The organism is Sphingopyxis sp. HIX (assembly GCF_001468285.1).
In the GTDB taxonomy this organism is placed as follows: domain Bacteria; phylum Pseudomonadota; class Alphaproteobacteria; order Sphingomonadales; family Sphingomonadaceae; genus Sphingopyxis.
In genome coordinates, this window is sequence record NZ_LNSB01000004.1 from 1 (window position 1) to 15,096 (window position 15,096).

Genomic DNA, 15,096 nt, shown 5'->3' on the forward strand with positions numbered 1-15,096 from the left:
CGGTTCGCCGGGGGCGGCCGGCGGCGTTGCGGGAGCGCCCGAGGGCGGGGGCAGCGCGGTCATGCCCTTCACCACCTCGATGCGGCGCACATCGACTTCGGGCAGCGCCGGGTCGGTCGCGGCGGTTTTTTCAGGCGTCGGAGCTGGGGACGCCGGCGCGGTCGCGGCGCTGGCCTGGGCCTTGCGCGCCTCGACGCTGCGCTTCATCTCGGGATCCAGCGCGTAGCAGCCCGACAGCGTCGCCGCGGCGAGCAGGGCGGCGAGCGGAAGGCGCAGGCGGCGCATCATGCGGGCGTCCCTTCGGGTTCAGAGGTATCGACGACATCGCCGTCCTTGGCGATCTCTTCGTCGGACCGGGCTTCGACCGCGCCATGCTGCGGATGCAGCGGCGCGAGGCGCAGTACCGCATAACCCGCGAGCGCGGCAACCAGCGATCCCATCAAAATCCCGATCTTGGCCTCTTCGACCAGCAGCGGGTCGCCGGGGAAGGCGAGGCCGCCGATGAACAGGCTCATCGTGAAGCCGATGCCGCAGAGCAGCGACACGCCATAGACCTGGAGCCAGGTCGCGCCGCGCAGCCGGCCCGCGATGCCCAGCTTCACGGCTAACCACACGGCGCCGAAAATGCCGAGCTGCTTGCCGAGGAACAGCCCCGCCGCGATGCCGAGCGGCAGCGGCGCGAAGAGCTGCTCGGCGGTCAGCCCCGAGATATCGACCCCGGCATTGGCGAAACCGAACAGCGGCACGATGCCAAAGGCGACCCAGGGATGCAGGCCATGCTCGAGCCGGTGGAGCGGCGAGGTGGCGCTGTCGGGCGCGCCCGGCGTCGCCTCGAACGGGATCGCCATAGCCGCCAGCACCCCGGCGATCGTCGCGTGCACGCCCGAGAGCAGCATCGCGTACCAGAGGATCAGGAACAGCAGCAGATAGACCGCGAGGCGCTTCACCCCGAAGCGGTTCAATGCGAACATAAGCCCGAGCACCGCCGCCGCGGCGGCGAGCGCGACGAGGTCGATCTTGGCGGTGTAGAAGAGCGCGATGATCGCCACGGCACCCATGTCGTCGACGATCGCGACGGTGACGAGGAAGAGCTTGAGCGAGGTCGGCGCGCGCTTGCCGAGCAGCGCGAGCACCCCGATCGCAAAGGCGATGTCGGTCGCCGCGGGGATCGCCCAGCCCTGCGCGAGGCCGGGCGTGCTGCCGGCGAAGACCATATAGAGCGCCGCCGGTACCGCCATGCCCGCCGCCGCGGCGATGAAGGGTAGCCGGCGCCGGTCCCAGCTCGCGAGCCGCCCGTCGACGAACTCGCGCTTGATCTCGAGCCCGACGAGCAGGAAGAAGATCGCCATCAGCCCGTCGTTGATCCACAAATGGACCGTCATCGGCCCCAGCTTGTCGCTGAGCACCGGTCCCGTCACCGCGTGGATCGCGTGGGCATAGCTCTCGCCGAGCGCCGAATTGGCGATGATCATCGCGAGCGCGGCAGCCGCGATCAGCAGCATGCCGCCGGCGCTCTCGCTTTCGAGAAAATCGCGCAGTGCGGATGGAGCGGTCTTGCGTTGGGCCATGGCCATGCCTCCTAGCCCGGCAATCCGCGCGCGTCACCCTTTGCCCGGCATCACTGCCATTTCGGTGCTGTTTCTCTTTGCTTTGACAGTATTTTGGACTAATTCTGGTCGCTTGGGGCAGCGTGACGTCGGCGGGGGCAGGGCGCTACATGGAATTGTCGACCTCAGGACTCGAATTTCTGGTCGACATGGCCAGTCACGAGCTGATGCTCTTTGCATCGGTCGGTATATTATTGATCGGCTTCGACGATCTTCTCTTCGATATTCTGTGGATCATGACGCGCAAGGGCCGCGCCGGACCTACCTTTCTGCACGATATGCGCGGCAGCGAGCAGGTCGATGGGCCGCTCGCGGTCTTCGTGCCCGCCTGGGACGAGTCGGATGTCCTGCCGACGATGATCGGGCGCACGCTGTCGGCGTGGCAGGGCGAGGATTTTCGCGTCTATCTCGGCTGCTATCCCAATGATGCCTTGACGCTGTTCGCGGTGTCGCCGCTCGTCGCCGCCGATCCGCGGCTGCGCCTCGTCATCGGCAATGCCGATGGGCCGACGACCAAGGGCGACAATCTCAACCGGCTGTGGGCGGCGATGGGCGCCGACGAACGCGCCGAGGGCATCCGTTTCGCGGGGGTCGTGCTCCACGATTGCGAAGATGTCGTGCACCGCGCCGAGCTCGCGCTCTACCGCGTGGGGCTCGTGCATCACGCGATGGTCCAGATCCCGGTGCTGCCGCTGCTCGGGCTCGGCCGGCAATGGGTCGCGGGCCATTATGCCGACGAGTTCGCCGAGGCGCATGGCAAGGACATGGTGCTGCGCGCGCGGTTGGGGGCGCCGCTGCCCTCGGCGGGCGTCGGCTGTGCCTTGACCCGCAACGCGCTGACCTTCCTGTCGCTGCGGCGCGGCGGGGCGCCCTTTCGTCCCGACAGCCTGACCGAGGATTATGAGATGGGAATCCTCGTCGGCACCCACGGGATGCGCACCGCCTTCGTCGCCGCGGTCGACGAGGAGGGCGAGTGGATCGTCTCGCGCGGCCCCTTCCCCGCGACGATGTGGGGCGCGGTGCGCCAGAAATCGCGCTGGATTGCCGGAATCGCGCTCGCGGGATGGGACCATCTCGGCTGGGAGATGCCCGAAAAGGGCGGATGGGTCGCGCGCTGGATGCTGTGGCGCGATCGCCGCGCGCCGCTGGCGGCGGCGGTGATCCTCGCTGCTTATGCCGCGCTGGTCGCGGGGACGCTGAGCCTCGCTGGCCACGCATTGCTCGGCTGGCAGGCGCGCCCGCCGTCGGCGCTGCTGCAATTGCTGATGGGGCTATCGGGAGCGCTTTTGCTGTGGCGGCTCGGCATGCGCGGGCATTTCGCGACGCGCGCTTATGGCCTGCGCCAGGGGTTGCTTTCGATCCCGCGCGCCTTCGTCGCCAACCTCGTGGCGATGTTCGCGGCGCGCAAGGCGGTCGCCGACTATTGGCGCATGCTGCGCTCGGGCCGCGTGGTGTGGGACAAGACGCGCCACGACGAAGGCGACGCGCTGCTGATCGCCGCGCCGCCGCCGGTGCGCGCGCGATGACCGGGGTGGCGGCGGGGCCGGCTTCGCGCCGCGATGCGCGCGCGCTGCGCTTCCTGCTGCTGCTGCTCGGCTGCTGGACGCTCGCGCGCGTGGCGGCGCACTGGAACCCCGCGGCTCCCCTGCCGCAGCATCCGGCGGTCCCGATCCTTGCGGCGAAAGCCGAGGAGCCGCCGTGGACGCCGATCCTACGGGTTGAAGACGAGATGGCGTTTCAGTTCGCGCCGGTCGAGCGCACGGGGCGTCGACCGCGCGTCAACGCAGTGGTCGCCGCGCAGTCCGCTCCGCCCAGCCGCGCTGATCCGGCGCCTTGGGGCGACGGGCTCAACGCCATGCGCTCGGCGATGCTCGCCCGGCTGCTGCCGCCGCTGCCGGGCGGCGCGAGCCGGGCGGCGGTCGCCGGCCCGGCGTGGGTGAAGACCGAGACTTTGCCCTATGCCGGCCCTCCGGGCGTCGGACGGCCCTATTGGATGAAGCGCCAGCTCGCCGGCTGGTCGCTCGGCAGCTGGGCCTATCTCCGCTCGGGGTCGGGCCGCGCGTCGCAGGGCGGCATCGCCGCGGCGAGCCAGCTCGGCGGTAGCCAGGCGGGCGCGCGGTTGGCCTATGGCTTCGGCGAGAGCGGGCGGCTGCGCGCTTATGGCCGGGTGACGCTCGCGCTCGCGCAAGTGCGCCAGCGCGAACTCGCCTTCGGCCTTGCCTTTGCGCCGCTCGCGCACGTCCCCGTCGATGTCGCGGTCGAGCAGCGCGTGGCGGCGGGCAGCGAGGGGCGCACCGCGCTCGCGGCGATGGTCGTCGGCGGGGTCGGCGACGTCGCGCTGCCCGCGCGTTTCCGGCTCGAGGCCTATGGCCAGGCGGGCATCGTCGGGGCGCGGCGGCGCGACGGCTTCGCCGACGCCGCGGTCGTCGTCGACCGCGAGGTCGCGCGGACCCCGGGGAGCAGCCTGCACTTGGGCGCGCTCGCGGCGGGATCGGTCCAGCCGGGCGCGGCGCGCGTCGACGTCGGTCCGCGCGTCACCCTGCGCCTGCCCGAAGTCGGCGAAGGGAGCCGCGTCGCGCTCGACTGGCGCCAGCGGGTGGCAGGCGATGCGAAGCCCGACAGCGGCCTCGCGCTGACCCTCGCCGCCGACTTCTGATTTTTGCTGATTTTTGGCTCCTCGGCGATTCCCCGCGCGCGCGAACTGGTCTAGGGTCGGTCGCAGCGCTCCATAAGGGGGCGTCCATCACGTCCGGGGCCCATGGATCTCTACCTTCCCGTCGCCAATCTGTCGGTCAATGCGCTGGTGATCATCCTGCTCGGCGGCGGGGTGGGTTTCCTGTCGGGCATGTTCGGCGTCGGCGGCGGCTTCCTGACCACGCCCTTGCTCATTTTCTACGGCATTCCGCCGACGGTCGCGGCTGCCTCGGCGGCGACGCAGGTGACGGGGGCCAGCGTGTCGGGCGCGCTCGCGCACCTCGAGCGCGACGGGGTCGACCTGCGCATGGGCGCGGTGCTCGTCGCGGGCGGGCTGATCGGCTCGCTGATCGGCGCGGGGCTTTTCGAACTGCTCACCGCCTGGGGGCAGATCGATACCACGATCAACATTCTTTACGTCGCGCTGCTCGGCACGGTGGGCAGCTTCATGGCGCGCGAGGCGTGGGGGACGCTGCAGGCGGCGCGCGCCGGCCTGCCCGCGCCGGCGCGCAAGCGGCGCCACCACCCGATGGTCGCCAACCTGCCGCTGCGCTGGCGTTTCTATCGCTCGGGCCTCTATATCTCGCCGCTCGCGCCGCTGCTGCTCGGCATGGCGGTCGGGGTGCTGACGATGCTGCTCGGCGTCGGCGGCGGCTTCATCATGGTCCCCGCGATGCTCTATCTGCTCGGCATGGGGACGCAGGTCGTCGTCGGCACCTCGCTGTTCCAGATCCTGTTCGTGACGATCGCGACAACGATGGTCCATGCGCTGACCACCGGCGCGGTCGATATCGTGCTCGCGGGGCTGCTGCTGCTCGGCAGCGTCACCGGGGCGCAGATCGGCGCGCGTTTCGCGCAGAAGGTGAAGCCCGAATATCTGCGCATGGCGCTGGCCGCCATTGTCCTTCTGGTCGCGCTGCGCATGGCGGTCGACCTCTTCATCCGCCCCGAAGAAATCTATACCGTGCAATGATGCGGCTTCGCGCCTTGCTGCTCGCGCTGCTGCTGGGCTCGCTCGCCGCCGCACCCGCGCGCGCCGCCGACCCGCGGCTGGTGCCCGACGTGTCCAGCCGCGCGATCGACATCCAGTACAGCTTCACCGGCGAGGAACTGCTGCTGTTCGGTGCCATCCTCTATCCCGGCCAGCGGCTGCCCGACGACCGCGCCGATATCGTCGTGGTGCTGAAGGGCCCGGTGCGTCCGATCATCCTGCGCGAAAAGCGCCGCGTCGCGGGCATCTGGGTCAATGCGAACAGCATCCGCCTGCGCAGCTCGCCCGGCTTCTACGCGATCGGATCGTCGCAGCCGATCGACAAGCTGGTCGACGAGCGCACCGCCGCGATCTTCGAACTCGGGCTCCAGAATCTCTCGATGTCGCCCGCGGGCTTTTCGGAAAGCAGCATGCTCGAACGCTTCGAAAAGGGGCTCGTCGACCTCTATCGCCGCATGGGGCTGTTCTACGAAAATCCGGCGGCGGTCGAGATTACCGAGGGCGTGCTCTACCGCGCGCGCATCCCCGTGCCCGCGCGCGTGCCCGTCGGCACCTACCGCGCCGAAACCTTCCTGATCAGCAAGGGCCGCGTGCTCGCGGTCGCCTCGCGCAACGTCGAGATCCGCAAGGCGGGTTTCGAACGTTTTGTGGCGCTTGCGGCGCAGCGGCATGGCTTTCTGTATGGACTTGCGGCGGTCGCGATGTCGCTGCTGCTCGGCTATGCGGCGTCGGCGGCGTTCAAGCGCCGATAACGCTAACTTTACCATCGCATGCGATACCGGTGTCCGGGACGTTCGGGACAATCAACAGGCGGGGCCGGTAATGGATATGCAAGGCGGTGGGTACAAGCCCGGGGAGGCTGCGCCGGTGCAGCACGTCCGGCTGGCCGGTGGCGGCGGGACCGCGGCGCCCCTCAATCCCGCGGCGGTGCATCACCGCGACGACCTGCTGGTCGGCGAAGTCATCGACATTTCGGGCTCGTCGTCGCGCATCCTGCTCGACGCCGCGGCGCTGCGGCGCCTGTCCGAATCGGGGGACCCCGCGGTCGCGATGGCCGGGCAGGTCGGCGCGCAGATCAAGGTCCGCGTCGGCAATGTCTGGCTGCTCGCCAGCATCCGCGACCAGCAGTTGCACGAACGCGGCGAGGGCCTGATCGTCGCCACGATCGACTTCCTGGGCGAAGGCGACGAAGAAAAGATCACCGGCCGCATCCATAATTTCCGCCGCGGCGTCACGCGCTATCCGGTGCCCGGCAGCCCGGCCTATGCCGCGACCAGCGCCGACCTCAAGCAGATCTACGCCGCCGACGACCGCGCGCATGTCGAGATCGGCACCGTGTATCCGACGAAGGATATCCGCGGCTCGCTCTATGTCGACGCGATGCTCGGCAAGCATTTCGCGCTGCTGGGCTCGACCGGCACGGGTAAGTCGACCAGCGCCGCGCTGATCCTGCACAAGATCTGCGAGCTCGCGCCGCAGGGCCATATCGTGATGATCGACCCGCACGGCGAATATTCGGCCGCCTTCAAGGGCACCGGCGCCTTGTTCGACGTCGACAACCTCGCGATGCCCTATTGGCTGATGAATTTCGAGGAGCATTGCGAGGTCTTCGTGACCAGCGAGGGCCGCGACCGCCAGGGCGACTGCGACGTGCTCGCCAAATGCCTGCTCCAGGCGCGGCAGAAGAACCGGCTGGCCGAGGGGATGACCAAGCTCACGGTCGATTCGCCGATTCCCTATCTACTCTCCGACCTGCTCAACATCCTGCAGAACGAGATGGGCAAGCTCGACAAGGCGACGTCGAGCGCGCCCTTCATGCGCATCAAGGGCAAGATCGAGGAAATGCGCGCCGACCCGCGCTATAATTTCATGTTTTCGGGCATGCTCGTCGCCGACACGATGGCGGGCTTCCTCGGCAAAATCTTTCGCCTGCCGTCGGACGGCCGGCCGATCTCGATCATCGACGTGTCGGGCGTCCCGTCGGACATCACCGGCGTCGTCGTCGCGGTGCTGTCGCGCCTGACCTTCGACTATGCGATCTGGTCGCGCGGCGAGCCGCAGCGCCCGGTCCTCCTCGTCTGCGAGGAAGCGCATCGCTATATCCCGTCGAAAGACTCGGGGCAGGGCCAGGCGGTACGCAAGATCCTCGAGCGGATCGCCAAGGAAGGCCGTAAATATGGCGTATCGCTGGGCCTCATCACCCAGCGCCCGTCGGACCTTGCCGAAGGCGTGCTGTCGCAGTGCGGCACGATCATCTCGATGCGCCTCAACAACGAGCGCGACCAGCATTTCGTGAAGGCGGCGATGCCCGAAGGCGCGCGCGGCTTCATCGATTCGATCCCGGCGCTGCGCAACCGCGAATGCATCATCTGCGGCGAGGGCGTGTCGATCCCGATCCGCGTCTATCTCGATACGCTGGCCGAGGAAAAACGCCCGGCGTCGAGCGATCCGCTCTTCTCGAAGCTGTGGCGCGAGACTGGCGGCGAGTCGGAAATCCTCGACCGCGTGGTCAAGCGCTGGCGCAGCCAGGGGCGGTAAACGCCTTCGCTCTGTGGACAGAGATGTTCCCCGCACCAGACCATAGCGGATAAGCCATCCTATAAATCCCGCTCGACACGAACGGAAATAGGGGACGGCTGAAGGCTGTCGAGCTCCCCCCGCTACAGGAACGTGAGCGTCACTTCCGCCACTCGCCGCTCTTGTTGAACTCCTCGCGGATCTGCCCCGAGCGATTGAGCCGCGGGTCGGCGTAGGTCGGCGCGGGGACGGCCGCCGCGGGTGCGGGAGTCCCGATCGGCCGTTCGGCCTGTGCCATCGCCTGCGGTGTCGGCGCGGGGGCGCTCGCGGGAAGCGCGGCAACCGATCCGCTGCCTTCGGGGAGCAGCCCGGTCGCGGCGGCGGCCGCGCCGCCCTTGCCCGACAGCACCGCCAGCTGCTGCGCGACCGGGGTGTAAGGCCCCGGCACCGGCTCGCGGCCCATATAGGGGGCGCGGAAGGCGTCGGGCATGCCCCAGCGGCCGCGCCAGCGGTGGAAGATATGCGCGCCAACGATATTGGTCATCACCAGGCTCTTGCCCCAGCGCGGCCAGATCGCCTGCGTGTGATAATGGGTCGCGAGGCCGACCCCCGGAAAGACATAGCCGTTCAGCGCCGCCGACGCGATGCGGCTCGCGCGCAGCCAGTTCGGCTTGCTGGGCGCGCGCGCCATCGCGCCGTCGCAGCTGAAGGTGAACTGGCACACGCCGACGCGCTGCGATCCTTGGAAGACCACGCCGCACACGGTGTTGGGAAAGCTCGGGTGGCGGACGCGGTTGAGCACCGTCTGCGCGACCCCGCGCATGCCGTCGTCGCTCTCCGACGCCGCCTCGTAATAGATGGCGGCGGTCAGGCAATAATGCGCACGCTCGCGGTCGAGCGCGGTGACGCCGCGAAAGACATAGGATTTGGCGGGCGGGCCGACGAAGGCCTCCTGCTGCAATTTCGATGGATCGACCGGGGGCAGCGCGGCGGCGTCGCCGAAGCCGACGCTGTCGGGGTTGGGCAGCGTCGGGTCGAGCTTCAGCGCGTCCTCATAATCCTCGGCGTTCATGATCGCCCAGCGCGTCGGGTCATAGGGCTTGAAGTCGACGGGCACGCTGACGCTGTAGGGCCCCGGAGTGAAGGCGCGCAGCTGCCCCGTGGTCGCGACGAGCGCGAGGCACGCGAACAGGCTGGCGAGCGCGAGCCCCATCCACCAGCGCCGGTCGGGGCCGACGGGCGCATATTCGGCCGCCGGGTCGAGCCAGGGCGATTGCGCGCTGAGGTTGAGTTCGGGCTTCATGCGGCGTTTGGCGTCTCGTACGGCGCCCGCGCGATGATTCGCGCGGGGTCCGGCAGCCTGTCTTATGCCGCGAGGTGCGAATAAATGATTGCGCCGCGCTCGGGGTGTCCCGCGAAGGGACGTCGACGCGGGCGGGGGTTAATGGTTGCGGCTGCGGTCAGGCGGCCGATCGTTCCAGCTCGGCGATACGCTCGCGCGTCGCGGCATCGACCTGTCCGCGTAGCTGCGCGAGCAGCGGGTGCTTCCCCGTATGCTGCGCGCCATAGCTCAGGTTGAAGCGGTAATCGAAGTCGGGCGCGTTGCGGCCGATCAGGTGCTGGAGCATCGTCTCGAGCTTGTCGAAGCCCTTGACCATCTGCGCCTCGGGCGTCGCGGCGGCGCTATATTCGTCCCAGAGGTCCAGGATTTCGCGCGCGAGGTCGCGGGGCAGCGGGGCGCACAGGGCCTGAAGGTCGGCGCGTTCGCGCCCGGCGCGGTCGTCGCCCGGCTGCTGGCAGGTCGCGGGAACGTCGCCCGAAATCGCTTCGCCCAGATCATGGACGATGCAGAGCCTGAGCAGTTTGAGCCGGTCGTATCCGGCGAGTTCGCGGTCGAAGAGCATCGCCATCAGGCACAGCCGCCAGCTATGCTCGGCGGTGCTTTCGGCGCGGCCGTTCGCGGTGATGCCGCTGCGCAGCGTGTCCTTGAGTTTCTCCGCGGCCTGCAGGAAAGCGAGGATCGCGGCGAGCCGCGACGGGTCGATGGGCTGATCGGTCGTCATGCGGCGAGGGTAGCGGGCCGCGGCGCCCGCTCAACATCGGGAATATTTTATGCGCCGGCCCGTCGCGCGCCGTCCTCGACGAGGCGCGCGAAGCTGCCGTCCGACAGCGGCATGCGCGTGTAGCGCAGGCGGCCGGCGGCGATGCTGAGTTCGTCGAAATCGGCCCCCTCGGTGTCGATCGTGACCGCGGGCGCGACCGGCGCGTACCAGCCGAGCGTATCGAGCGCCGCCTCGCCCGCGGCGATGCCTGGCGACGCGAAGCGCCACAGCGAGCGGCCGGCGAGGTCCTCGATGCCGACGCGCCATCCGGCGATGCGCGCCGGCGACGCAGCGAACAGCCGGTGCGTAAGGTCGCAGATCAGGTGCACCGGGCGCGGCGACTGGCGGACGAGGTCTAGCAGCGCGCGATCGGCGGCCGAGGCCGGCCTTGCCGCCAGCAGCTGCGTCACCCGGTCCTCCTCGCGCGGGCCGAGCGGCAGCGTCCCCGCCTCCCACCGCGATACCGTCGTCTGCGACACGCCCATCTCCTCGGCGAGCGCGGCCTGCTTGACGCGGTTGAGCGCGCGCCAGCGCCGCAGCGAGGCGCCCAGATGGTCGCGGCAGGGCAGGACGGCGTAAGTCATGCGCGCAGCATAGCGCGCTGCGCGCTGCGCCGGAACGCCCTTGTTAGGCAAATATTGGGAGCGGCTGCATAGGATCGCCGCATGACCGCGGCCGCCGTCCCCGCCTATCGCCGCAGCGCGCGCACCGATTTGCGGATGTGGCTGCTGCTGGCCTTCGGCATCTTCTTCTTCTGGGCGGGATCGGTGATCGACCCCCGCGACAATTGCAGCGAGGACGGGCGCGAATGCGCGCCCTGGCTGGTGCCGCTGGCGCGGGGGCTGGGGGCGCTGGTCGGGCTCGGCGCCGCGCTCAACATGCTCGCCAACCCGAACCGCGGCAGCCGCATCGATCCCGCGACGGGCGACCTTATCTGGTGGCAGGGGCGCGTCGGCGCGAGCGGCGGCGACGAGGGCCGCATCCACCCCTCGCGCATCGGCAAGGTGCGGATCGTCCGGCAGGACGAAAGCGACGACAGCGTGTCGCTCTACGACTTGGACGGCGAGCGGCTCGCCTGGTTCAACGAAGAGGTGATTCCCTGGCCCTACGACCGCTGGGCCGGCAAGCTTGCGGCGCAATGGCCGCATATCGCGGTCGAGGTCGAGGAATAGGCGCTCAGGGCCTGACGATCAGCAGGTCCGAAAAATCGAACGCCATCAGCGCATCGTCATCGTCGTAGCGCGTCGCCCGCGCGTCGGGATCGTAGCGATAGATGAGCAGTCCCATCGACCGCAATGTGCCGAGCATCGTCCGCGCCTTGCCGGAGTCGAGGATCGGCGGCACGAATTCCATCAGCATCTTCAGCCGCGGCGAGCGCGCCAATATCTCTCGGGCGCCGGCAATGATCTCGGGCTCGTGGCCCTCGGCGTCGATCTTGATGAAGTCGATCGCCGGGCAGTCGTGCATCGCCGCGTCGAGCGTGTCGGTGGGCACCGCCACTTCGTGCGACGCGCGCCCGGTCTCGCGCTCGGTATGCGTCACGAAGGCGTCCGACACGCCGCGGATCGTCGAGGTCGCCTCATAGCCCGGGAACACGCGCAGCATCGCCTCGCCGCGGCGGTCCGACAGCGCGAGCCGGTGGCGGCGCGCGATGCCGCCGAAACCATTGTTGTGCAGATTGTCCGACATCAGTGCATAAGCCGCCGGGTTCGGCTCGAACGACCAGATCTGCCCCCCCGGAAAGGCGCGCCACGCGCCGAGCACCGAATAATAGCCGGTGTTCGCGCCGACATCGACGACGACGTCGCCCGGCGCGACGAGCGAGGCGACGAGCCGGCTGTTGTGCGGTTCGACCATGCCGATGTTGATCAGATTGGGGGTGACGATCATGTCGCGCGTCGAGGCGAGGAAGCTGTGGTCGGACCACAGCCGCGTCATCACCACGTCGTCGCCCATATAGACCCCCGCCATCCGGTCGGGCCGCGGCGGAATAGGGCCGAAATCATGCGCTTCGACGATATCGGCAAAGGGCCGCGCGTCGGGCTTGGTCAGAATATCGCTCTGCATGTCGAGGGAATAACAGCCCGCGGCGGCAGAGGTTGCGGGCGGCGCGCGGCTTTCCTTTCCCCTTGCCGACTCGGTGCTGCCAGCCTATATGCGCCCTACTTCTTGACATGGTTAGCCAGTTGGGACGTCGGGGCCGCGGGCCGCGGCGGCTATACCCACATGCTTTCCGGTCATCCGATTGGGATATGGATTTGGTCGATTTCGACACCCTCAACGCGATCATCGCGCCCGAAGCCGAGGCGATGGGCCTGGCGCTCGTGCGCGTCGCCTTCTTCGGCGGCGAGAGCGATCCGACGCTGCAGGTGATGGCCGAGCGGCCCGACACGCGCCAGCTGACGATCGACGATTGCGCCGACCTGTCGCGCCGGATCTCGGCGCAGCTCGACGCGCTCGAGGAAGCGGGCAAGGACCCGATCGACGTCGCGTACCGGCTCGAGGTGTCGTCGCCCGGCATCGACCGGCCGCTGACGCGCCGCGCCGACTTCGCCGACTGGGCAGGCCATGAGGCGAAGCTCGCGCTGAAGGAAAAGCTGAACGGGCGCCAGCGCTTCAACGGCGAGCTGGTCGGCATCGATGGCGATACTGTTACGATTTCGGATAAAGAGGGTGTGGAGCACAAGCTGCCGTTCGATGCGATCGACACGGCGAAGCTGGTCCTCACCGACAAATTGATTGCCGCAACCGTCCCGCTCTCGATCGAGGGCGCCGACGAAATGGAAGAAGAAGGACAGGACTGATGGCCACTGCCATTTCCGCCAACAAGGCCGAACTCCTCGCGATCGCCAACAGCGTCGCCAGCGAGAAGATGATCGACAAGGGCATCGTCATCGAGGCGATCGAGGAAGCGATCCAGCGCGCCGCGCGTGCCCGCTACGGCGCCGAGAACGACATTCGCGCCAAGCTCGACGCGCAGACCGGCGATCTCCGTCTTTGGAGGGTTGTCGAGGTCGTCGAGCAGGTCGAGGATTATTTCAAGCAGGTCGACCTCGCTGCCGGCCAGAAGCTGCAGAAGGACGCCAAGATCGGCGACTTCATCGTCGATCCGCTGCCCGCGGTCGACCTCGGCCGCATCGACGCCCAGTCGGCGAAGCAGGTGATCTTCCAGAAGGTCCGCGAAGCCGACCGCGAGCGCCAGTTCGAGGAATTCAAGGACCGCGGCGGCGAGATCATCACCGGCGTCGTCAAGTCGGTCGAGTTCGGCCACATCGTCGTCAACCTCGGCCGCGCCGAGGGCGTCATCCGCCGTGACCAGCAGATCCCGCGCGAACTGATGCGCGTCGGCGACCGCGTCCGCGCGATCATCCTGTCGGTGCGCCGCGAGAACCGCGGCCCGCAGATTTTCCTCAGCCGCGCGCACCCCGACTTCATGAAGAAGCTGTTCGCGCAGGAAGTGCCCGAAATCTACGACGGCATCATCGAGATCAAGGCCGCCGCCCGCGACCCGGGTTCGCGCGCCAAGATCGGCGTGATCAGCTATGACGGTTCGATCGACCCCGTCGGCGCCTGCGTCGGCATGAAGGGCAGCCGCGTCCAGGCGGTGGTCCAGGAAATGCAGGGCGAAAAGATCGACATCATCCCCTGGTCCGAGGACACCGCGACCTTCGTCGTCAACGCGCTCCAGCCCGCGACGGTGCAGCGCGTCGTGATCGACGAGGATGACGGCCGCATCGAAGTCGTCGTCCCCGACGATCAGCTGAGCCTCGCCATCGGCCGCCGCGGCCAGAACGTCCGTCTCGCCAGCCAGCTCACCGGCAGCCAGATCGACATCATGACCGAGGCCGACGCCAGCGAAAAGCGCCAGCGCGAATTCGTCGAACGCTCGACGATGTTCCAGGAAGAACTCGACGTCGACGAAACGCTCGCGCAGCTGCTCGTCGCCGAGGGCTTCAGCGAGCTCGAGGAAGTCGCCTATGTGCCCGCCGAGGAACTGGCGAGCATCGAGGGCTTCGACGAGGAGCTGGCCGAGGAACTGCAGAGCCGCGCGACCGAAGCGCTCGAGCGCCGCGAAGAAGCCGCGCGCCAGACGCGCCGCGAATTGGGCGTCGAGGACGATCTCGCGACGATGCCGCACCTGACCGAGGCGATGCTCGTCGTGCTCGGCAAGGCGGGGATCAAGACGCTCGACGACCTCGCCGACCTCGCGACCGACGAACTGATCGCCAAGAAGCGCCAGGACAACCGCCGCGGCCCGTCGCGCGAACGCGCCGAGGACAAGGGCGGCGTGCTCGGCGAATATGGCCTGTCGGAAGAACAGGGCAACGAAATCATCATGGCGGCGCGTGCGCACTGGTTCGACGAAGAACCCGCAGCCGAGCCGCAAGCCGGGGAGGCCGCCGATGCGGACCCCGCGCAATGATCAGCTAGGCGAAACCGACCGCGCAAAGGGGCGCGGCCACCATGTGCCCGAGCGGCGCTGCGTGATCACCGGCGAGACATCGCCGGCGGAGCATCTCGTGCGCCTTGCGCTCGGCCCCGATGGCCAGATCGCCCCCGACGTCCATGCCAAGGCCCCCGGCCGCGGCGCCTGGATCGGCGTGCCGCGCGCCGCGCTCGAGGCTGCCCAGTCGAAAGGCAAGCTCAAGGGCGGGCTCGCGCGCGCGCTGCACGAGGGGCAGTTCGTCATTCCGGACGACCTCGGCGCGCGGATCGAGGCGCAATTGCAGCGCGCGACGCTCGACCGCCTCGGGCTCGAGGCGCGCGCGGGCACGCTCATCAGCGGCAGCGACAAGATCGAACAGGCGGCGCGGCGCGGTCAGGTGCGCCTGCTCATCCACGCGCAGGACGCGGGCGAGGACGGGCGCAAGAAACTGGCGCAGGCGTGGCGCGTCGGCGAGGACGACGAAGGCTCGGGCCGCGAGGGTCACGTCTTGCCGGTGGACCGGAACGCCCTATCTATGGCATTGGGGCGGGAGAATGCGGTGCATCTGGCGTTGACCGACGCCCGCGCCGCGGCCCGCGTGCTGGCGCATTTGAGCCGCTGGCAGTTTTTCACGGGATGGAGTAGGGACGCGGCCAATCGCGATTCCGATCCGCAACAACCGTCGCCTGGCGATGGGGCAGAAAATGGGGCGGGGCCGACAAGCACCGCCGCTTCGGACGCGTTTTGAAGGAATGATGG

General features: G+C 68.8%; 14 protein-coding genes and 1 pseudogene. 9 read left to right on the forward strand and 6 right to left on the reverse strand.

What is annotated here, in order from left to right; genetic code table 11:
* A pseudogene (locus ATE62_RS02960) lies at nt 1-288 on the reverse strand (hypothetical protein); the annotation flags it as partial.
* Nucleotides 285-1,568 (reverse strand): Na+/H+ antiporter NhaA, encoded by a 1,284-nt coding sequence (nhaA, locus tag ATE62_RS02965; protein WP_058806546.1) that lies wholly within the window; start codon nt 1,566-1,568, stop codon nt 285-287. The pseudogene ATE62_RS02960 and the gene nhaA, both read right to left, overlap by 4 nt.
* Nucleotides 1,569-1,717: 149 nt before the next feature.
* On the opposite strand from nhaA, the gene ATE62_RS02970 reads away from it, so the two are divergent.
* From ATE62_RS02970 to ATE62_RS02990, 5 genes are all read left to right on the forward strand, one after another.
* Complete coding sequence (locus ATE62_RS02970) at nt 1,718-3,133, forward strand: glycosyl transferase family protein (RefSeq protein WP_058806416.1); 1,416 nt, start codon at nt 1,718-1,720, stop codon at nt 3,131-3,133.
* On the forward strand, nt 3,130-4,263 hold the full coding sequence (locus ATE62_RS02975) for a hypothetical protein (protein ID WP_058806417.1): 1,134 nt from the start codon (nt 3,130-3,132) through the stop codon (nt 4,261-4,263). Before ATE62_RS02970 ends, ATE62_RS02975 begins: the two co-directional genes overlap by 4 nt.
* Before the next feature lie 102 nt (nt 4,264-4,365).
* Nucleotides 4,366-5,274, forward strand: a complete 909-nt coding sequence (locus ATE62_RS02980) for a sulfite exporter TauE/SafE family protein (RefSeq protein WP_058806418.1) — start codon at nt 4,366-4,368, stop codon at nt 5,272-5,274.
* Complete coding sequence (locus ATE62_RS02985) at nt 5,271-6,044, forward strand: TIGR02186 family protein (protein ID WP_197411591.1); 774 nt, start codon at nt 5,271-5,273, stop codon at nt 6,042-6,044. The genes ATE62_RS02980 and ATE62_RS02985 overlap by 4 nt, the downstream gene beginning before the upstream one ends.
* A gap of 70 nt (nt 6,045-6,114) precedes the next feature.
* On the forward strand, nt 6,115-7,830 hold the full coding sequence (locus tag ATE62_RS02990) for an ATP-binding protein (protein WP_197411592.1): 1,716 nt from the start codon (nt 6,115-6,117) through the stop codon (nt 7,828-7,830).
* Nucleotides 7,831-7,969: 139 nt separating this feature from the next.
* Here the strand turns inward: ATE62_RS02990 and ATE62_RS02995 are convergent, their stop codons facing one another.
* From ATE62_RS02995 to ATE62_RS03005, 3 genes are all read right to left on the reverse strand, one after another.
* Nucleotides 7,970-9,112 (reverse strand): cell wall hydrolase, encoded by a 1,143-nt coding sequence (locus tag ATE62_RS02995; RefSeq protein ID WP_058806419.1) that lies wholly within the window; start codon nt 9,110-9,112, stop codon nt 7,970-7,972.
* A 157-nt stretch (nt 9,113-9,269) separates the two neighbouring features.
* Nucleotides 9,270-9,872, reverse strand: a complete 603-nt coding sequence (locus tag ATE62_RS03000) for an HD domain-containing protein (protein WP_058806420.1) — start codon at nt 9,870-9,872, stop codon at nt 9,270-9,272.
* 47 nt (nt 9,873-9,919) lie between these two features.
* A complete protein-coding gene (locus ATE62_RS03005; protein ID WP_058806421.1) occupies nt 9,920-10,495 on the reverse strand; it encodes a helix-turn-helix domain-containing protein in 576 nt (191 codons plus the stop codon).
* Between the two features lie 81 nt (nt 10,496-10,576).
* Here ATE62_RS03005 and ATE62_RS03010 point away from each other — a divergent pair, with 81 nt between their 5' ends.
* Nucleotides 10,577-11,083, forward strand: coding sequence for a hypothetical protein (locus ATE62_RS03010; RefSeq protein WP_058806422.1), 507 nt, complete (start codon nt 10,577-10,579; stop codon nt 11,081-11,083).
* A gap of 4 nt (nt 11,084-11,087) precedes the next feature.
* On the opposite strand, the gene ATE62_RS03015 is transcribed toward ATE62_RS03010, so the two are convergent.
* Nucleotides 11,088-11,978, reverse strand: a complete 891-nt coding sequence (locus tag ATE62_RS03015; protein ID WP_058806423.1) for an FkbM family methyltransferase — start codon at nt 11,976-11,978, stop codon at nt 11,088-11,090.
* A gap of 185 nt (nt 11,979-12,163) precedes the next feature.
* On the opposite strand from ATE62_RS03015, the gene rimP reads away from it, so the two are divergent.
* Genes rimP through ATE62_RS03030 form a run of 3 tightly spaced genes read left to right on the forward strand, consistent with a single transcriptional unit; the run spans nt 12,164 to nt 15,085 of the window.
* Nucleotides 12,164-12,715 (forward strand): ribosome maturation protein RimP, encoded by a 552-nt coding sequence (rimP, locus tag ATE62_RS03020; RefSeq protein WP_197411593.1) that lies wholly within the window; start codon nt 12,164-12,166, stop codon nt 12,713-12,715.
* Nucleotides 12,715-14,334 (forward strand): transcription termination factor NusA, encoded by a 1,620-nt coding sequence (nusA, locus tag ATE62_RS03025; RefSeq protein WP_058806424.1) that lies wholly within the window; start codon nt 12,715-12,717, stop codon nt 14,332-14,334. Before rimP ends, nusA begins: the two co-directional genes overlap by 1 nt.
* Nucleotides 14,315-15,085 (forward strand): DUF448 domain-containing protein, encoded by a 771-nt coding sequence (locus ATE62_RS03030; protein ID WP_058806425.1) that lies wholly within the window; start codon nt 14,315-14,317, stop codon nt 15,083-15,085. Before nusA ends, ATE62_RS03030 begins: the two co-directional genes overlap by 20 nt.
* Nucleotides 15,086-15,096 lie beyond the last annotated feature (11 nt).